Annotated in this window: 15 protein-coding genes and 1 pseudogene; 13 read left to right on the top strand and 3 right to left on the bottom strand. The window is 71.0% G+C overall.

Going from position 1 to position 18,206, the window contains the following annotated elements:
• Positions 1–129: 129 nt before the first annotated feature.
• Positions 130–1,041 (bottom strand): carbohydrate kinase, encoded by a 912-nt coding sequence (locus ACH4S8_RS18360; protein ID WP_398395114.1) that lies wholly within the window; start codon positions 1,039–1,041, stop codon positions 130–132.
• Positions 1,038–2,111 (bottom strand): LacI family DNA-binding transcriptional regulator, encoded by a 1,074-nt coding sequence (locus tag ACH4S8_RS18355; protein ID WP_398395112.1) that lies wholly within the window; start codon positions 2,109–2,111, stop codon positions 1,038–1,040. Before ACH4S8_RS18355 ends, ACH4S8_RS18360 begins: the two co-directional genes overlap by 4 nt.
• Before the next feature lie 233 nt (positions 2,112–2,344).
• Here ACH4S8_RS18355 and ACH4S8_RS18350 point away from each other — a divergent pair, with 233 nt between their 5' ends.
• The gene (locus ACH4S8_RS18350) at positions 2,345–2,773 is read left to right on the top strand and encodes a Rieske (2Fe-2S) protein (RefSeq protein WP_398395110.1); all 429 of its coding nucleotides are present in this window, start codon (positions 2,345–2,347) and stop codon (positions 2,771–2,773) included.
• A 48-nt stretch (positions 2,774–2,821) separates the two neighbouring features.
• Here ACH4S8_RS18350 and ACH4S8_RS18345 read toward each other — a convergent pair whose 3' ends face one another.
• Complete coding sequence (locus ACH4S8_RS18345) at positions 2,822–3,769, bottom strand: hypothetical protein (RefSeq protein ID WP_398395108.1); 948 nt, start codon at positions 3,767–3,769, stop codon at positions 2,822–2,824.
• Between the two features lie 238 nt (positions 3,770–4,007).
• Here ACH4S8_RS18345 and ACH4S8_RS18340 point away from each other — a divergent pair, with 238 nt between their 5' ends.
• The 12 genes and pseudogenes from ACH4S8_RS18340 to ACH4S8_RS18285 form a co-directional block, all read left to right on the top strand.
• Positions 4,008–4,409 (top strand): hypothetical protein, encoded by a 402-nt coding sequence (locus tag ACH4S8_RS18340; RefSeq protein ID WP_398395106.1) that lies wholly within the window; start codon positions 4,008–4,010, stop codon positions 4,407–4,409.
• Between the two features lie 41 nt (positions 4,410–4,450).
• On the top strand, positions 4,451–6,697 hold the full coding sequence (gene uvrC / locus ACH4S8_RS18335) for an excinuclease ABC subunit UvrC (protein ID WP_398395888.1): 2,247 nt from the start codon (positions 4,451–4,453) through the stop codon (positions 6,695–6,697).
• The gene (gene rapZ / locus ACH4S8_RS18330; RefSeq protein WP_398395104.1) at positions 6,694–7,722 is read left to right on the top strand and encodes an RNase adapter RapZ; all 1,029 of its coding nucleotides are present in this window, start codon (positions 6,694–6,696) and stop codon (positions 7,720–7,722) included. Before uvrC ends, rapZ begins: the two co-directional genes overlap by 4 nt.
• Complete coding sequence (yvcK, locus tag ACH4S8_RS18325) at positions 7,719–8,786, top strand: uridine diphosphate-N-acetylglucosamine-binding protein YvcK (protein ID WP_398395102.1); 1,068 nt, start codon at positions 7,719–7,721, stop codon at positions 8,784–8,786. The genes rapZ and yvcK overlap by 4 nt, the downstream gene beginning before the upstream one ends.
• Positions 8,777–9,766, top strand: a complete 990-nt coding sequence (whiA, locus tag ACH4S8_RS18320) for a DNA-binding protein WhiA (RefSeq protein WP_037624822.1) — start codon at positions 8,777–8,779, stop codon at positions 9,764–9,766. The genes yvcK and whiA overlap by 10 nt, the downstream gene beginning before the upstream one ends.
• Positions 9,767–9,956: 190 nt before the next feature.
• Positions 9,957–12,914, top strand: coding sequence for a M14 family zinc carboxypeptidase (locus ACH4S8_RS18315; protein WP_398395099.1), 2,958 nt, complete (start codon positions 9,957–9,959; stop codon positions 12,912–12,914).
• 192 nt (positions 12,915–13,106) lie between these two features.
• Positions 13,107–14,117, top strand: coding sequence for a type I glyceraldehyde-3-phosphate dehydrogenase (gene gap / locus ACH4S8_RS18310; protein ID WP_398395097.1), 1,011 nt, complete (start codon positions 13,107–13,109; stop codon positions 14,115–14,117).
• A gap of 144 nt (positions 14,118–14,261) precedes the next feature.
• On the top strand, positions 14,262–15,473 hold the full coding sequence (locus ACH4S8_RS18305; RefSeq protein ID WP_398395094.1) for a phosphoglycerate kinase: 1,212 nt from the start codon (positions 14,262–14,264) through the stop codon (positions 15,471–15,473).
• A 5-nt stretch (positions 15,474–15,478) separates the two neighbouring features.
• Positions 15,479–16,255: a triose-phosphate isomerase gene (gene tpiA / locus ACH4S8_RS18300; RefSeq protein ID WP_398395092.1), complete on the top strand. Its 777-nt coding sequence runs from the start codon at positions 15,479–15,481 to the stop codon at positions 16,253–16,255.
• Between the two features lie 98 nt (positions 16,256–16,353).
• Positions 16,354–16,590 (top strand): preprotein translocase subunit SecG, encoded by a 237-nt coding sequence (secG, locus tag ACH4S8_RS18295; protein WP_261703385.1) that lies wholly within the window; start codon positions 16,354–16,356, stop codon positions 16,588–16,590.
• A 236-nt stretch (positions 16,591–16,826) separates the two neighbouring features.
• Positions 16,827–17,162 (top strand): RNA polymerase-binding protein RbpA, encoded by a 336-nt coding sequence (locus ACH4S8_RS18290; RefSeq protein ID WP_003957010.1) that lies wholly within the window; start codon positions 16,827–16,829, stop codon positions 17,160–17,162.
• Between the two features lie 721 nt (positions 17,163–17,883).
• Positions 17,884–18,206: pseudogene (locus ACH4S8_RS18285) on the top strand (glucose-6-phosphate isomerase); the annotation flags it as partial.

Genomic DNA, 18,206 nt, shown 5'->3' with positions numbered 1-18,206 from the left:
GGTCCGGAGCGTCGGACCGGCGATGCCTCGAAGACGGCGCCCCGTGGGAACTCCCCGCGGGGCGCCGTCTTCGAGAAGCGGGCTGCCCCGCCCGTCATGCTTCGGAGGGGCGCCTGCCCGGAGCGGTTCCTACAGGTCACCCAGTTCGTGGGCGTACGGCGGTTCGGCTCCGGCGCGGGAGCAGGTGACGGCTGCCGCGCGGGCCGCGAAGCGCAGGAGTCCGGTCCAGCCCTGGGGGCCCAGTTCCGCCGACGCGGTCGGGGACAGCGCGTCACGGACGGCCAGACCGTGCAGCAGCGCCGCGTTCACGGTGTCGCCGGCACCGATGGTGTCCACCACGTCCACCGGTTCGCCCGGCACGGAATGCACCGAGCCGTCCCGGGTGAAGGCGGTCAGACCGTCGCCGCCCCGGGTGATCACGACCGCCGAGGGACCGGCGGCCAGCCACTCGCGCGGGGTGCCGCCGAGCCACCGGGCGTCCTCCTCGGACAGTTTGAGCAGGGACACCGACGGCAGCCAGCTCTTGAACCGGGCACGGTAGGCGTCCGGGTCGGGGATCAGACCTGCGCGGATGTTCGGGTCGAGCGCCGTGAAGACCCCGCGTGCGGCGGCGGCCCGCAGCAGTTCCTCGTACGCGCTCGCGCCCGGTTCCAGGACGAGGGAGCAGGTGCCGAAGGACACCGCCCGCGCCTCGTGGGGGAGCCGGTCCGGGGCGGTGAAGAGACGGTCCGCCGTGCCCTCGACGTAGAAGGAGTACGCGGCCGAACCGTCCGTGCCGATCGTGGCGACGGCCAGGGTCGTCGGTTCGCCGCCGCGCTGTACGGACGACACGTCGACGCCCGCGTCCACGAGCCCGTCCAGAAGGGCCTCGCCGAACGCGTCGTGGGAGACGCGGGAGCAGAAGGAGGTGGGGGAGCCGAGGCGGCCGAGCGCCACCGCCGTGTTGTAGGGGCCGCCGCCCAGGCGCGGCAGCAGTCCCGCCAGTGCGCCGGAGTCCTGCGGCACCAGATCGATCAGGGCCTCACCGGCGACGACGATCACGACTCGGGTCCTTTCCTCGGTATCCCGGTCCCGGGACTTTCGGTGGGTGCGGCGCCCTCGGGGCAGCCGCACGAGGTGCGATGGACGAAGGCGGAGGGCAGCCGGACGGTGCGGTTCTCCAGCCGCGGCGACGCCAGCCGTTCCAGGAGCAGCCGGACGGCCGTGGCACCGATCTCCTTGCTCGGCTGGGCGATCACGGTGAGCCGGGGCGTGAACAGATCCGCCCAGAAGAAGTCGTCGAAGCAGCACAGTGCCAGGTCGCCGGGCACGGACAGGCCCCGGTCGCGCAGGGCCCGCAATGCGCCGACGGTCATGGCGTTGTCGCCGGTGACGAGCGCGTCCGGCGGTGCCCCGAGCGACAGCAGCCGGTGGGTGGCCTCCTCGGCCGTCTTCGTCCGGGAGTCGCCGCGGGCCACGAGCCGTTCGGCGTAGGGAAGTCCGGCCTGCGCGAGGCCGTGCCGGTAGCCGGTGATCCGCTCCGCCGTGGTGCTGAGTCCGGGCAGGCCCGCGACCAGTCCGATGCGCCGGTGCCCTCGCCCGGCGAGGTGCGTCACCAGGCTCGCCATGGGGGCGGTGTTCTCGGAGCAGACCTGGTCGTGGCGGAAATCGCTCCCGGCGGGAGCGGTCACGAGCCGGTCCAGGAAGACGGTGGGTACGCCGTGCTGCCCGAGGTAGCCGAGGAGCGCGTCCGGAGCCGCCGACGGCGCGATGATCATTCCGTCCACGCGTCTCTCGTGCAGCAGTTGGACGGCCTTGCGCTCGTGTCCGGGGTCGTCGTGCGGGTCGGCGATCAGCAGGCCGTAGCCGTGCTCCAGGGCTTTGGCCTCGACGCCCTGGAGGATCTCCGTGAAGTACGGGTTGCTGATCGCCGACACCGCGAGCCCGATGGACCGCGTGCGGGAGGTGACGAGCGAACGGGCGAGGGTGTTGGGGGTGTAGCCCAGCTCGTCGATCGCCTCGAGAACGGCCTGGCGTGTCGCGGGCAGTACCGGCCGGGTGCCGTTGAGGACGTGCGAGACGGTCGCGATGGACACACCCGCCCGCCGGGCCACATCGGTCATCGTCACCATGGCGCTCCCTCCCGGAACCCGGTCGCCCGCAGGTGAACGTATCCCATGCGTCGGTACGCGTAAACGCTTACGCATACGCTTGCGCAAGCGTTTACGTCCTGGGTCGCGCGGGCTCGCCCCGCAACGAGCGGAATGATCTGTACCGGTATCGTCGGAGCGCGGTACCCCTGCCGCGTTCAGCCCTGTCGCCGCCGGCGGAGTGCCCGCGGGCGCCCTCGACCAGTGGAGTCGCCATGTCCGGCCGTCCGTCCGCGAGCCGTCGTACCGTCCTGCGGGGAGCGGCGCTCACCCCGGTCGCCGGGCTCGGCCTCACGGCGTGCTCCGGCGGCAGCGGTGGCGGGGGAGCCCCCGCCACGCCGACCGCTCCCGTCACCCTCGGTGCGGGGAGCAAGGTCTCCAAGGGCGGCGCTCAGCTCTACCAGGACCAGAACGTCGTGGTCAGCCGAGCCGAGGACGGTTCGCTCAAGGCGTTCAGCTCGATCTGCACCCACGCCGGGTGCGCCATCAACAAGCTTCAGGGCACGACCCTCGTGTGCCCGTGTCACGGCAGCGAGTTCGACGCCGAGACCGGCAAGGTGCTGCGGGCGCCGGCCACCGTGCCGCTCCACGCGCTGTCCGTCGAGGAGAAGAACGGGAAGATCGTGGCGGGACCGGGCGCCTGAACCCGGGCGCGGTCCCCGGCCCGGCCGGGAACCGCGCCAGGAGGGCGGTCACTCCCAGTCCCATCCGATCCCGACGATTCCCGACCGCACGCGCGGCTCGACCAGGTGCACCGAACGGTGGTGGCCGCTCAGGGCCAGCTCCTGGCGGCCGCTGCGGGGCGCGGCGGCCGAGTGCTGGGTGAAGCGGTGGCAGCGCACCGGCAGCGCGTCCTCGGCGAAGTGCACCTGGAGCGCGTACTGTCCGCCCGCGAACCCGAAGCCGCGGACGTACTCGCTGGACGCCCCGGCCGTGCCGTCCTCGAAGGCGTAGCGGAAGAGGAACGTCTCGCCCGCCCGCAGCCGGGTGTCGAAGAGAAGTTCGGCGACGAGCACGCCGGTGTCGCGGTGCCAGCGCATCCGGCCCGTACGGCAGTTCTCCAGAGCTCGGACCGTCGTCCGCTCCGGCGCGCATCCGGGGTCGCCGTGGTGGATGGCCACATAGCGGTCCACACCGTCCTTGTGCGCGCGCACGATGTGGTGCGACTCGCGGCCCAGCAGTTCGCGGCGGGCGCCGATGCGCACCCGCTCGTGATGGCCGAGTGTGTGCAGACCGCCGTCGAGCGGGGACTCCAGTTCGGCCAGCAGCCGCTCCAGGACACCGGAGGCTTCCATCAGGGACCGGTAGGAACGCCCCGTGGGACGCTCCGGATCCGAGCGCTCCTCGGCCTCGGCCAGCAGTCTGATCAGGGACTCGTCGGGGAGCTGGAGTATCTCCTCCAGGGCGCGGACGGCCCGCAGCGACTCGGGGCGCTGGGGACGGCGGGCGCCCTGCTGCCAGTAACTCAGACTCGTCACCCCGACTCTGACGCCGTATCTCGACAGATGGTGCTGGACGCGCTGCAGCGGCAGCCCGCGGGCGTTGATCGCTGCGCGCAGTGCGACATGGAAGGGGCCGCCCCGCAGGGCCGTTTCCAGTTCCGCCGTGGCGAGGTCCGCGTGCTGTGTGACGGTCCGCATGCAGGGGCCTTTCTGTGGATGCTCACTACGGCTGGTCAGGCCGTCGGAGCGGTTCATCGGCGCCGCCCGGTGGGCGCGCGGGGGCTGTACACGCGCGGGGTTCGCCGTTCACGCCCCGAGTTCCCCCGCATTGAAGCGTGTTGACCAAGTCCCGACAACACCTGATGCTCAACATGGCTCACCGCAGCCCCCTGGACGCGCTCCGTCCCTTCTCGACCCCCACTCGGGAGCAAACACGATGCGCCGCACTCGACGACTTGCCGCTCTCACAGCCCTTCTGGCCGTCCTGGGGGCCGCCCCGGCGACCGCGCCCGTCGCCCCCGGCGCCGGCCGCGCGGGCACGGCCGCGCACGTGGACAGGGTCCCCGGTTCCCCCTCCGCCTCGTTCCCCGCGGCGGCCCGGCACGACGCGGTCCGGCCGGCCGGATACGGCGCATTCCGAGTGGTTCGCGGGGAGCGCGCGGACGACCGGGATCCGGGCCGGGGCCAGGGCGCCGGGCGGGACGGGACCGGCCGGGCCCGAACCGGCGGTGACCCGGCGGACCCCTTCGTCGTGGTGGCGTCCGCGGCGGCCGGCGCGGGAGCCCTCGTCGCGCTCGTCCTCAGCGTCTCGCGGGCCCTGCGCCGACGCCGCGGCTGACTCCGCGGGGTTTTCCACAGGCGTGCAGGGAGCCGGCCGCGCTGTCGGCCCGCGCCAGTAGGGTGTGTGGCATGGCCGACCCCTCCAGCTACCGCCCCAAGCCGGGACAGATCCCGGACTCCCCCGGGGTGTACAGATTCCGCGACGAGCACCGCCGGGTGATCTACGTCGGAAAGGCGAAAAGCCTGCGTCAGCGCCTGGCGAGCTACTTCCAGGACCTGGCGAATCTCCACCCGCGCACCCGCACGATGGTCACCACGGCCGCGTCGGTGGAGTGGACGGTCGTGTCCACGGAGGTCGAGGCCCTTCAGCTGGAGTACTCCTGGATCAAGGAGTACGACCCCCGGTTCAACGTCAAGTACCGCGACGACAAGAGCTACCCCCACCTCGCCGTGACGATGAACGAGGAGTACCCGCGCGTACAGGTGATGCGCGGCGCCAAGAAGAAGGGCGTGCGCTACTTCGGGCCCTACGGTCACGCGTGGGCCATCCGCGACACCGTCGACCTGCTGCTGCGCGTCTTCCCGGTCCGCACCTGCTCCGCCGGCGTCTTCAAGAACGCCTCCCGTACCGGCCGGCCCTGTCTCCTCGGGTACATCGGCAAGTGCTCGGCCCCCTGCGTCGGCCGGGTGTCGCCCGAGGAGCACCGCGAGCTGGCCGAGGAGTTCTGCGACTTCATGGCGGGGCGTACGGGGACGTACATCCGCCGCCAGGAACAGCAGATGATGAACGCCGCCGAGGAGATGGAGTACGAGCGCGCGGCCCGGCTGCGTGACGACATCGAGGCCCTGAAGAAGGCCATGGAGAAGAGCGCGGTCGTCCTCGCGGACGCGACCGACGCCGACCTCATGGCCGTCGCCGAGGACGAGCTGGAAGCCGCGGTACAGATCTTCCACGTGCGCGGCGGGCGCGTGCGCGGCCAGCGCGGCTGGGTCACGGACAAGGTGGAGGCGGTCACCACGGGTGACCTCGTCGAGCACGCGCTCCAGCAGCTCTACGGCGAGGAGACGGGCGACTCCGTCCCCAAGGAGGTGCTCGTCCCGGCGCTGCCCGAACCGGCGGAGCCCGTCCAGGAATGGCTCACCGCCCGCCGTGGCTCGAACGTGTCGCTGCGCATACCGCAGCGCGGCGACAAGAAGGCCCTCATGGAGACCGTGCAGCGCAACGCGCTCCAGGCTCTCGCCCTGCACAAGACCAGGCGCGCCTCCGACCTGACCACACGCTCGCGTGCCCTGGAGGAGATCGCCGGGGCACTCGACCTGGACAGCGCGCCGCTGCGGATCGAGTGCTACGACATCTCGCACCTCCAGGGCGACGACGTGGTGGCCTCGATGGTGGTCTTCGAGGACGGGCTCCAGCGCAAGAGCGAGTACCGGCGCTTCCAGATCAAGGGCTTCGCCGGCCAGGACGACGTCCGCTCCATGCACGAGGTGATCACCCGCCGCTTCAAGCGCTACCTCGTCGAGAAGGAGAGGACGGGGGAGTGGACGGACGGCGAGGACGCCGCCTCGGGCACCCCGCGGACGCCGGTGGCCGACGCCTCGCAGGCCGGGACGGCAGGCCCGGGCACGTCACACGCCGGGACCGCCGCCACCGGCGCCTCGCCCGTCGGCGCGGAGACCGCCGGATCCGGGACGGCCGGTTCCGACGACGGGACCGCCGTCTCCCTGAGCACCTTCTCCGAGGACGACGGCCGGCCCAGACGCTTCGCCTACCCCCCGCAGCTCGTCGTCGTCGACGGTGGCCGTCCGCAGGTCGCCGCCGCCCGGCGCGCCCTCGACGAACTCGGCATCGACGACATCGCCGTATGCGGACTCGCCAAGCGCCTGGAGGAGGTGTGGCTGCCCGGCGAGGACGACCCCGTGGTCCTGCCGCGCAGCAGTGAGGGTCTGTACCTCCTCCAGCGGGTCCGGGACGAGGCCCACCGCTTCGCGATCACCTACCAGCGCGTCAAGCGGGCCAAACGCTTCCGGTCGGGCCCGCTGGACGACGTGCCGGGCCTGGGCGAGTCCCGCAAGCAGGCACTGATCAAACACTTCGGTTCCGTGAAGAAGCTCCGGTCCGCGACGATCGACCAGATCTGCGAGGTCCCCGGCGTCGGGCGCAAGACGGCGGAGACCATCGCCGCGGCCCTCGCCCAGGCGGCTCCCGCCGCCCCCGCCGTGAACACGGCCACTGGAGAGATCATGGAAGACGACGAACACGCGGCGCCCGAAACGACGGCGGGCCCCGCGGAGGAGCCCGTGACCGCGGGCGCCTCGGACGAGCGACGGGGGCAGGAGACATGACCGAGAACGACGCGCACGAAGAGGAACGCCCGGCACAGGGTCGGGAGACACAGGAAACACACAGCGAGGCGAGCGAGACTCACGCGACGCGTGAAGCGCCACGGGAAGACGGAGCACAGGTGGGTACGGGCATCGAGACGGCCGGGACAGGGGTCCCGGACGCCGTCATCCCCGAGCTGGTGATCATCTCCGGCATGTCCGGAGCCGGCCGGTCCACGGCCGCCAAATGTCTGGAGGACCTGGGCTGGTTCGTGGTCGACAACCTGCCGCCCGCCCTCATCCCCACCATGGTGGAGCTCGGCGCCCGCTCCCAGGGCAACGTGGCACGGATCGCCGTCGTCGTCGACGTACGCGGCCGGCGGTTCTTCGACAACCTCCGCGAGTCCCTCGCCGACCTGGAGTCCCGCAACGTCACCCGGCGGATCGTCTTCCTGGAGTCCTCCGACGAGGCCCTGGTGCGCCGCTTCGAGTCGGTGCGCCGGCCGCACCCCCTCCAGGGCGACGGCCGCATCGTGGACGGGATCGACGCCGAACGCGAGCTGCTGCGCGAGCTGCGCGGTGACGCCGACCTGGTCATCGACACCTCCAGCCTGAACGTGCACGAGCTGCGCGCCAAGATGGACGCCCAGTTCGCGGGCGAGGAGGAGCCCGAGCTGCGGGCCACGGTCATGTCCTTCGGCTTCAAGTACGGCCTCCCGGTCGACGCCGACCTGGTCGTGGACATGCGTTTCCTGCCCAACCCGCACTGGGTCCCGGAGCTGCGCCCCTTCACCGGCCTGAACGAGGAGGTCTCGGCGTACGTCTTCAGCCAGCCCGGCGCCAAGGAGTTCCTCGACCGCTACACCGAGCTGCTCCAGCTCATCGCCGCCGGATACCGGCGTGAGGGCAAGCGCTACGTGACCATCGCGGTCGGCTGCACCGGCGGCAAGCACCGCTCGGTCGCGACCGCCGAGAAGCTCGCCGCCCGCCTCGCCTCCCAGGGCGTGGAGACCGTGCTCGTCCACCGGGACATGGGGCGCGAGTGACCGGACGTACCACCCTGCGGCTGAGCCGGCTGCGCCGGGAGACCCCCGGGTACCGGGCTCAGCCGGCCGCGGCGCGCGGCGCCAGGCCGCGCCGCCGCGGCGCGCAGCCCAAGGTCGTCGCCCTCGGCGGCGGCATGGGGCTGTCCGCCTCGCTCGCCGCGCTGCGCCGGATCACCGGCGACCTCACGGCCGTCGTCACCGTGGCCGACGACGGCGGCTCCAGCGGGCGTCTGCGCGACGAGCTGGGCGTCCTGCCGCCCGGCGACCTGCGCAAGGCGCTGGCCGCGCTGTGCGGGGACGACGACTGGGGCCAGACCTGGGCCCGCGTCATCCAGCACCGCTTCCAGTCCAAGGGCGAGCTGCACGAACACGCGGTCGGCAATCTGCTGATCGTCGCCCTGTGGGAGCAGCTCGGCGACCATGTCCAGGCGCTCGACCTGGTCGGCAGGCTGCTCGGCGCGCACGGCCGGGTGCTGCCCATGTCCGCCGTGCCGCTGGAGCTCCAGGCCCTGGTCAAGGGGCACGACCCCGACCGGCCCGACGAGGTCGGCACCGTCCGGGGCCAGGCGAACGTGGCGCTCACCCCCGGTGAGGTCCAGTCCGTGCACGTCGTACCGCACGACCCGCCGGCCGTGCCCGAGGCCGTGGCCGCGGTCCTCGACGCGGACTGGGTGGTCCTCGGACCCGGATCCTGGTTCTCGTCGGTGATTCCGCATCTTCTGGTGCCCGAACTCCTGGACGCCCTCAGCCAGACCAGGGCGCGCCGGGTACTCTCCCTGAACCTCGCACCGCAGCCCGGAGAAACCGAAGGCTTCTCCCCGCAGCGTCATTTGGAGGTTTTGGGGCGACACGCCCCTAAACTCGCCCTGGACGTGGTGCTGGCCGACGAGGCTGCCGTGCCCGACCGCGAATCTCTCGCCGACGCCGCCCAGCGGTTCGGTGCCGCGGTCGAGCTGGCGCCGGTGGCCAGGACCGACGGATCTCCGCGGCACGATCCGGAGCTGTTGGCCGCCGCGTACGACCGTATTTTTCGGATGCATGGAAGGATCGGCCCATGGCGATGACGGCAGCGGTGAAGGACGAGATCTCCCGGCTCCCCGTCACCCGGACCTGCTGCAGGAAGGCGGAGGTTTCCGCCATCCTGCGGTTCGCCGGCGGCCTTCACCTGGTGAGCGGCCGGATCGTGATCGAGGCGGAGCTGGACACAGCGATGGCGGCGCGCCGCCTGAAGCGGGACATTCTGGAGATCTTCGGCCACAGTTCCGAACTGATCGTGATGGCGCCCGGCGGGCTGCGCCGCGGTTCGCGCTACGTGGTGCGCGTCGTCGCGGGCGGTGACCAGCTGGCCCGCCAGACCGGCCTCGTGGACGGGCGGGGACGCCCGATCCGCGGACTGCCGCCGCAGGTGGTCTCGGGGGCCACCTGCGATGCCGAGGCCGCCTGGCGCGGGGCCTTCCTGGCCCACGGCTCGCTCACCGAGCCCGGCCGTTCCTCGTCCCTCGAGGTGACCTGCCCGGGACCGGAGGCCGCGCTCGCGCTCGTCGGCGCCGCCCGCCGGCTCTCGATCGCGGCGAAGGCCCGCGAGGTGCGCGGCGTGGACCGGGTGGTCGTCCGCGACGGCGACGCGATCGGCGCGCTGCTGACCCGCCTCGGCGCGCACGAGTCGGTGCTGGCCTGGGAGGAGCGGCGGATGCGCCGCGAGGTCCGCGCCACGGCGAACCGGCTCGCCAACTTCGACGACGCCAACCTGCGCCGTTCGGCGCGCGCCGCGGTCGCCGCCGGGGCCCGTGTCCAGCGCGCCCTGGAGATCCTCGCGGACGAGGTGCCGGAGCACCTGGCCGCCGCCGGACGGCTGCGCATGGAGCACAAGCAGGCCTCCCTGGAGGAGCTGGGCGCGCTCGCCGACCCGCCGCTGACGAAGGACGCCGTCGCGGGCCGTATCCGCCGGCTGCTGGCGATGGCCGACAAGCGGGCGCAGGACCTCGGGATCCCGGGGACGGAGTCGAGCCTGTCCGAGGAGATGGCGGACAACCTCGCCGGCTGACCCGGATCCGCGGGGCGGTGCGAAAGACGTGCGAGATTATCTGACGGAAACTCACCATGCCGGTGCCGACGCCCACTTGGGAGGTCGGCACCGGTTCGTTTCGGCCCGCGAGGCACCCTTGACTTGACCTTGAAGTGTCATGAGCCTGGCATCCGTTCGCTGCTGTGGCGGACTCGTGCAAAGGGGACTCATGAGACGAAGAGCGAGTGCGATCCTCGCTACCGGCGCGCTCCTGCTGGGCGGTGCGGCCGTGGCGCCGGTCGCCCGGGCGCAGGAGGGCGGCTCACCCAAGCCCGACGCGAACGCCGTGAAGGTGTTCCGCGCGGAGGTCACGAAACAGCAGGTACCCCTGCTGCTCGCGGCCGGCCAGGACAGCCACGAACTCGGCGACACGACCTGGAAGAACGGCAGGAGCACGGTCGAGGTCTACGTCACCGACCAGCAGGCGAAGAAGCTGGAGAAGCAGGGCGTCGACCTCACCGAGCACACGCTCTCCGCCAGGGCCGAGAACCGGGTCGCGTCCGCCGCCCAGGGGGTGTTCCGCCCGTACAGCGGGAAGGGCAACCTCGAGGAGGAGATCATCAGGACCGGTCAGGCCAACCCCGGCCTGACCAAGGTCGTCTCCATCGGCAAGACCCTGAACGGCCAGGACATCCTCGCGCTCAAACTGACCAAGGGCGCGCGGAAGACCAAGGACGGCTCCAAGCCGTCGGTGCTGTACATGTCCAACCAGCACGCACGCGAGTGGATCACGCCCGAGATGACCCGGCGATTGATGCACTACTACCTGGACAACTACGCCACGGACAAGCGCGTCAAGAAGATCGTCGACTCCACCGAGCTGTGGTTCGTCCTGTCGGCCAACCCCGACGGCTACGACTACACCTTCAAGGACGCCGACACCCGCCAGTGGCGCAAGAACCTGCGGGACGTGAACGGCGACGGCGTCATCTCCACCGGTGACGGAGTCGACCTCAACCGCAACTTCGCCTACAAGTGGGGCTACGACGACGAGGGTTCGTCCCCCAGCCCCACCAGCGAGACCTACCGGGGCGCGAGCCCGGAGTCCGAGCCCGAGACCAGGGCGCTCGACGCCTTCGAGAAGCGCGTCGGCTTCACGTACGGGATCAACTACCACTCGGCCGCCGAACTGCTGCTCTACGGAGTGGGCTGGCAGGTGGCGACGCCGACCCCGGACGACGTGCTCTACAAGGCGCTCGCCGGCACCCCGGAGAAATCCGCGATCCCGGGCTACCACCCTCAGGTCTCCTCGGAGCTCTACACCACCAACGGCGAGGCGGACGGCCATGCCGGCAACGTCAACGGCATGGCGATGTTCACCCCCGAGATGTCGACCTGTCAGACCGCCTCGGACCTCGACCCGAACGACGCCTGGAACGCGGCGGACTGTGCCTCGGTGTTCACCTTCCCGGACGACGAGAAGCTGATCGAGCAGGAGTTCGAGAAGAACGTCCCGTTCGCGCTCTCCGTCGCCGAGACCGCGGCCCACCCGGACCGGCCGTCCTCCTCGGTGGGCCTCGACGCGCCCGACTTCACCCCGGCCGCCTTCACGACGTCGTACTCCCGCGGCGCCGACCAGGAGGTCTCCGTCGTCGTCCGCAGGTCCGTGCGTGACAAGCGGCTCAAGTACCGCGTCGACGGCGGCCGTACGCACGAGGTGGCGCTCAGGCCCTGGCGGGGCGGCGAGACCTACGGCGGCACGGACAACCTCTACTTCGACGAGTACCGCGCCAAGGTCCGCGACGGCGGGCCGGGCGCCAAGGTCGAGGTCTGGTTCACCGGCGGGACCAGGAGCGGGAAGCCCACCTCCAGCAGCCACTTCACGTACACCGTGGCCCAGCGGCCCCGTGCCGACGTGCTCGTGGTCGCCGAGGAGGGCGCGGCCGCCACGCAGGCGCAGACCTACGTCGACGCGCTGAAGGCCGCCGGGAGGAAGGCCCTGGTCTGGGACGTCGCCACCCAGGGCGCCCCGGACGCGCTCGGCGTGCTCGGCCACTTCGGCACGGTCGTCCACTACACCGGTGCCCTGCGGCCCGGCAACGCCACCCAGCTCCAGCTGCGGGCCTTCCTCAACGAGGGGGGCAAGCTGGTCGAGGCGGGCGAACTGGCCGGCGGCAGCGTCGACCTCGGCGGCGGCACCCTCTCGAACGATTTCAGCCAGTACTACCTGGGCGCCTACTCCCGCACGTCCACGCCCGGCGCGAAGGGCTTCACCGGCTCCGGCGGACTCGACGGCGCCACGGGAACGCTCGGCGACGCGCCGGGCAACCCGCTGAACGCGGCGGGCACCTACGGCGTCACCGCCGACTCGCTCGCCGGGGCGCAGTACCCGCAGTTCGCCTCCAGCGCGGGAGCGGGACGGTTCAGCGGGACCGCGAACCCGTACGGACCGTACGGGGGCTCGTACATGGCCGCCGCGGTGCACACCGACGACGCCTACAAGCGCCTCACCCGCACCGTCGACCTCACCGGGGTCACAGCCGCCGACAAGCCGACGCTGCGCTCCCAGATGCTCTGGGACACCGAGCCCGGCTACGACCACGTGGTCCTCGAGGTCCACACGACCGGCGCCGACGACTGGACCACGCTCCCCGAGGCGGGCGGTGCCACCTCGGCCGCGGTCCCGGCCGAGTGCGAGGCCGGCTTCCTCGCGCAGGAACACCCGTGGATCAAGCACTACCTGACCGTGAGCGCGGCGGGCTGCACCGCCACGGGTTCCAGCGGACGGTGGAACAGCTTCACGGGCGCGTCCAGCGGCTGGCAGCCGGTCGCCTTCGACCTGAGCGCGTACGCGGGCAAGTCGATCGAGGTCTCGTTCAGTTACATCACCGACCCGAGCACGGGCGGTCACGGCCTCCTTCTCGACGACACCTCGCTCGTGGCCGGCGGCAACGCCGTGGACACGGCGGACTTCGAGTCCTCCCTCGGTCCCTGGAGCGTCGCCGGTCCGCCCGCGGGCAGCCCGGCCGTCCTGCGTGACTGGGCGCGCACCGGAGAACTCTTCAGGACGTACGGGGCGGTCACCACGGACGACACCGTGCTGCTGGGCTTCGGCCTGGAGCACGTCGGTACGGCGGCCGACCGTGCGGCCCTGATCGGAAAGGCGCTTTCGGCAATCGACGGTTGACCGAGCGTGACCATCGCATGAACAGAACGGGCGATCCGTACCCCTACTGACGGGTACGGATCGCCCTGTCGTGTATGGCCGTGGTCGATGTCACTCAGGGGCCTTGGGGGAGGTAGGGTCGGAGGCGGTCGGGGACATCCCATACAAACTCGCCGACACTTGAGTCGGCGTACCTAACGAGGAGATCGGTTCGTGACGATCCGCGTAGGCATCAACGGCTTTGGCCGCATCGGTCGTAACTACTTCCGCGCGCTGCTGGAGCAGGGTGCTGACATCGAGATCGTGGCTGTCAACGACCTGGGTGACACCGCGACCACCGCCCACCTGCTCAAGTACGACACCATTCTGGGCCGCCTCAAGGCCGAGGTGTCCCACACCGCCGACACGATCACCGTCGACGGGCACACCATCAAGGTCCTGTCCGAGCGCAACCCCGCCGACATCCCGTGGGGCGAGCTGGGCGTCGACATCGTCGTCGAATCGACCGGCATCTTCACGAAGAAGGCCGACGCCGAGAAGCACATCGCCGGCGGCGCCAAGAAGGTCCTCATCTCGGCTCCGGCCAAGGACGAGGACATCACCATCGTGATGGGCGTCAACCAGGACCAGTACGACCCGGCGAACCACGACATCATCTCCAACGCCTCCTGCACCACCAACTGTGTGGCGCCGATGGCCAAGGTTCTCGACGAGAACTTCGGCATCGTCAAGGGCCTGATGACGACGGTCCACGCGTACACGAACGACCAGCGCATCCTGGACTTCCCGCACTCGGACCTGCGCCGCGCCCGCGCCGCCGCCGAGAACATCATCCCGACCACGACCGGTGCCGCCAAGGCCACCGCCCTGGTCCTCCCGCAGCTCAAGGGCAAGCTGGACGGCATCGCCATGCGCGTCCCGGTCCCGACCGGTTCGGCCACCGACCTGGTCGTCACGCTCCAGCGCGAGGTCACCAAGGACGAGGTCAACGCCGCGTTCAAGAAGGCCTCCGAGGACGGCCCCCTCAAGGGCTTCCTGGCGTACACCGAGGACCCGATCGTCTCCTCGGACATCGTCAGCGACCCGGCCTCCTGCACCTTCGACTCCTCCCTGACCATGGTCCAGGAAGGCAGCACGGTGAAGATCCTCGGCTGGTACGACAACGAGTGGGGCTACTCCAACCGCCTCGTGGACCTCACGGTCTTCGTCGGCGGCCAGCTCTGATCACCAGAGCAGGCACCTCGATGTGAGCCAGGGCTCGGGCAGCGCGACGCCGCGCTGCCCGGGCCCTGTGCCACGTAGTGATCGATCAGCCCGGATCGGTCACCCCTCGCGGATCCGAAGAGCCTTCCCCCAGGAGTCCCTTTCATGAAGACGATCGACGAGCTTCTCGCCGAAGGAGTGGCCGGCAAGCGGGTATTCGTCCGCGCCGACCTGAACGTGCCGCTGGCGAGCGGCCTCATCACCGACGACGGCCGCATCCGCGCCGTCCTGCCCACCGTCAAGGCGCTGGCCGGCGCGGGCGCCAAGGTCATCGTCGCCTCGCACCTGGGCCGCCCCAAGGGTGCCCCGGACCCGGCCTTCTCGCTGCTTCCCGCCGCCGAGCGGCTCGGTGAACTCCTCGGCGCGCCGGTCGCGTTCGCGCAGGACACCGTCGGCCCCGCCGCCCACGAGGCCGTGGACGGTCTGGAGCCCGGCCAGGTCGCGGTCGTCGAGAACCTCCGCTTCAACGCGGGCGAGACGTCCAAGGACGACACCGAGCGCGGCGAGTTCGCCGACCGGCTCGCCGCCCTCGCCGACGTGTACGTGGGCGACGGCTTCGGCGCGGTCCACCGCAAGCACGCCTCCGTGTACGACCTGCCGGCCCGTCTGCCGCACTACGCCGGCTACCTCATCGCCACCGAGGTCGGCGTCCTGAAGAAGCTCACCGAGGACGTCGCGCGCCCCTACGTCGTCGCGCTCGGCGGCTCCAAGGTCTCCGACAAGCTCGCCGTCATCGACCAGCTGCTCGGCAAGGCCGACCGCATCCTGATCGGCGGCGGCATGGCCTTCACCTTCCTCAAGGCCAAGGGCTACGAGGTCGGCGCCTCGCTGCTGCAGGAGGACCAGATCCCGGCCGTCACCGAGTACATGGAGCGCGCCGAGAAGCTGGGCGTCGAGCTGGTGCTCCCGGTCGACGTCGTGGTCTCCCCCGGATTCCCGGACCTGAAGGCCAAGGCGCCCACCGAGCACACCGCCGTCGACGCGGACAAGATGCCCGAGGGGCAGCTCGGCCTCGACATCGGCCCGAAGGCCGGTGCCCTGTACGCAGCCAAGCTCGCCGACGCCGAGACCGTGTTCTGGAACGGTCCCATGGGCGTCTTCGAGCACCCCGACTACGCCGAGGGCACCAAGGCGGTCGCCCAGGCCCTGGTCGACTCCAAGGGCTTCACCGTCGTCGGCGGCGGAGACTCCGCCGCCGCGGTGCGCACCCTCGGCTTCGACGAGAACGCATTCGGCCACATCTCGACCGGTGGCGGCGCCTCCCTCGAATACCTCGAGGGCAAGACGCTCCCCGGCCTCGCCGCACTGGAGGACTGACCTACATGAGCACGCGCACGCCGCTGATGGCGGGCAACTGGAAGATGAACCTCAACCACCTCGAGGCCATCGCGCACGTCCAGAAGCTCGCCTTCGCCCTGGCCGACAAGGACTACGAGGCCTGCGAGGTCGCCGTCCTGCCGCCCTTCACCGACCTGCGCTCCGTGCAGACCCTGGTCGACGGCGACAAGCTCAAGATCAAGTACGGCGCCCAGGACCTGTCGGCGCAGGATTCCGGCGCCTACACCGGCGAGATCTCCGGCTCGATGCTGGCGAAACTGAAGTGCACGTACGTGGCCGTCGGCCACTCCGAGCGCCGTCAGTACCACAACGAGACCGACCAGATCGTGAACGCCAAGGTCAAGGCCGCCTACAAGCACGGCCTGACCCCGATCCTGTGCGTGGGCGAGGAGCTGGACGTCCGCGAGGCGGGCAACCACGTCTCCCACACGCTCGCGCAGGTCGAGGGCGGCCTGAAGGACCTCCCGGCCGAGCAGGCCGAGTCCGTCGTGATCGCGTACGAGCCGGTCTGGGCCATCGGTACCGGCAAGGTCTGCGGCGCCGACGACGCGCAGGAGGTCTGCGCCGCGATCCGCGCCAAGCTGGCCGAGCTGTACTCCCAGGAGCTGGCCGACCGGGTCCGCATCCAGTACGGCGGCTCGGTGAAGTCCGGAAACGTCGCCGAGATCATGGCGAAGCCCGACATCGACGGCGCTCTGGTCGGCGGCGCGTCGCTGGACGCCGACGAGTTCGTCAAGATCGTCCGGTTCCGCGACCAGTAAGTATGCGGTAGCGGCGATTCGTCGTACCCTTGCGGGGGTCTGGTGCCATCGCGCCGGACCCCCGTCGTCCATCCAGTTCCGAGGAAGTTGGTCCAGCCGTGGTTTTGGGGTTCTCGATCGCCCTGATCGTCTTCAGCCTGCTGCTGATGCTGCTGGTGCTGATGCACAAGGGAAAGGGCGGCGGCCTCTCCGACATGTTCGGTGGCGGCATGCAGTCGTCCGTCGGTGGCTCCTCGGTCGCCGAGCGCAACCTCGACCGCATCACTTTGATGATCGGTCTGCTCTGGTTCGCGTGCATTGTCGTGCTCGGCGTCCTGATGAAGATCAACAACTGATCACCGATCGACATCGGTACGACAGCACAACTGCACATCACGCAAGTACATTCCGCACGTATGGCCCCATGTCCGGTACGCGCCTCCAGGCGCCGCCTATCATGGGGCTTGCGTCTAGGGGTGGGGATGTAACTCCAATCACTGGACGCGCGTTGGGCCTTACGTAGACTGAGGCGCTCGCAACGAAGCGAAACGCCGACTCGCTTCGCGGCACCATCACGCAGGGAGTTACGACCGTGGCAAGTGGCAACGCGATCCGAGGAAGCCGGGTCGGGGCGGGGCCGATGGGCGAGGCCGAGCGCGGCGAGTCCGCGCCGCGGCTGCGCATCTCCTTCTGGTGCTCCAACGGGCACGAGACGCAGCCCAGCTTCGCCAGCGACGCGCAGGTTCCCGACACCTGGGACTGCCCGCGCTGCGGCTTCCCCGCCGGACAGGACCGGGACAACCCGCCGGACCCGCCGCGCACCGAGCCCTACAAGACGCACCTCGCGTACGTGCGGGAGCGGCGCAGCGACGCGGACGGCGAGGCGATCCTCGCCGAGGCGCTCGCCAAACTGCGGGGCGAGATCTAGGAGTTGAAAGCCGGCTGGGCATCCCATGGGTGTCCGGCCGGAACCGTCTCACGGCGACCTCGCGGCCGGAATCCCGCCCGCCCCGTCGCCGGTCCGTCGTGCCCGGAATCCCGCACGGTCCGCCGTGCCCGCCGGTCTTCGGACACCCGTGCCCCGGCCCGGTCCATCCGCCGCGTGCCGAGTCCTGCCGCGTGCCGAGTCCCGTCGTGCGCCCGTGTCCTCGTGCCGTGCCGAGTCCGGTCGTGCGCCCGCGGCCCGGTGCCGTGCCGGGCTTCTCGTGCCACCTCCGCAGGCCGGTGCCGTGCGGTGCCACCCGGTGCCGTGCGGTGGGGAGCCGGGGCGGAGTGGCGGCCCGGTCACGCCGATGCAGCAGTGCGGGCCGGAATTCGCGCCGGCCCCGCTGGCCGGGCGATCCGCGCGGTCGCGGCCCCGGAGCCACGCTCGGCGTCCTGCCGTGTGCCCTGCCCCGCGCCCTGCCCCGGAGGCGGGCACGGCGCGGCCCGCGGGCCGACTGCGCCGGCCCTGTTCGCGCACGCACTGCCCGCTCTCGTCCCCCTCTCGTCGTCATCGCGCTGACACCTGCGGGTCGGCGGAACGTATCTGTTGTTGAGCCGGTGGACGCACTACGACAGCTCGCGTCCCGCCCTGATCAATTAGGTTGGGACCGGCAGCGGGGCAAGGTACGCAAGCGCACAGGCAGGAAAGAAGGCGGAAGTCCGAGATGAACGCAGAAAGCCGTACCAGGCTCAACCAGACACCCCAGTGGACCGCTCTGGCCAAGCATCGCGAGGAACTCGCCGGCACCCATCTGCGCGACCTGTTCGCGGCCGATCCCGGACGCGGCTCCGGTTACTCGCTCCAGGTCGGCGATCTGCACGTCGACTACTCCAAGCACCTGATCACCGACGAGACCCTGGCCCTGCTCCAGGAACTCGCCGTCGCCACCGGTGTGTCCGGTCTGCGGGACGCGATGTTCCGGGGCGAGAGGATCAACGTCACCGAGGACCGGGCGGTGCTGCACACCGCGTTGCGGGCGCCGCGGGA

The organism is Streptomyces sp. NPDC021080 (assembly GCF_044333225.1).
Classification (GTDB): Bacteria; Actinomycetota; Actinomycetes; order Streptomycetales; family Streptomycetaceae; genus Streptomyces.
Note: the sequence above shows the minus strand (reverse complement) of the source record. Positions and strands in the feature narration are given on the sequence as shown.

What these genes read in the sequence shown, in the direction of transcription:
- ACH4S8_RS18355 (WP_398395112.1), bottom strand. Translation starts at nt 2,111, where the DNA reads ATGGTGACGATGACCGATGTGGCCCGGCGGGCGGGTGTGTCCATCGCG.
- ACH4S8_RS18350 (WP_398395110.1), top strand. Translation starts at nt 2,345, where the DNA reads ATGTCCGGCCGTCCGTCCGCGAGCCGTCGTACCGTCCTGCGGGGAGCG.
- ACH4S8_RS18345 (WP_398395108.1), bottom strand. Translation starts at nt 3,769, where the DNA reads ATGCGGACCGTCACACAGCACGCGGACCTCGCCACGGCGGAACTGGAA.
- ACH4S8_RS18340 (WP_398395106.1), top strand. Translation starts at nt 4,008, where the DNA reads ATGCGCCGCACTCGACGACTTGCCGCTCTCACAGCCCTTCTGGCCGTC.
- rapZ (WP_398395104.1), top strand. Translation starts at nt 6,694, where the DNA reads ATGACCGAGAACGACGCGCACGAAGAGGAACGCCCGGCACAGGGTCGG.
- whiA (WP_037624822.1), top strand. Translation starts at nt 8,777, where the DNA reads ATGGCGATGACGGCAGCGGTGAAGGACGAGATCTCCCGGCTCCCCGTC.
- ACH4S8_RS18315 (WP_398395099.1), top strand. Translation starts at nt 9,957, where the DNA reads ATGAGACGAAGAGCGAGTGCGATCCTCGCTACCGGCGCGCTCCTGCTG.
- ACH4S8_RS18305 (WP_398395094.1), top strand. Translation starts at nt 14,262, where the DNA reads ATGAAGACGATCGACGAGCTTCTCGCCGAAGGAGTGGCCGGCAAGCGG.
- tpiA (WP_398395092.1), top strand. Translation starts at nt 15,479, where the DNA reads ATGAGCACGCGCACGCCGCTGATGGCGGGCAACTGGAAGATGAACCTC.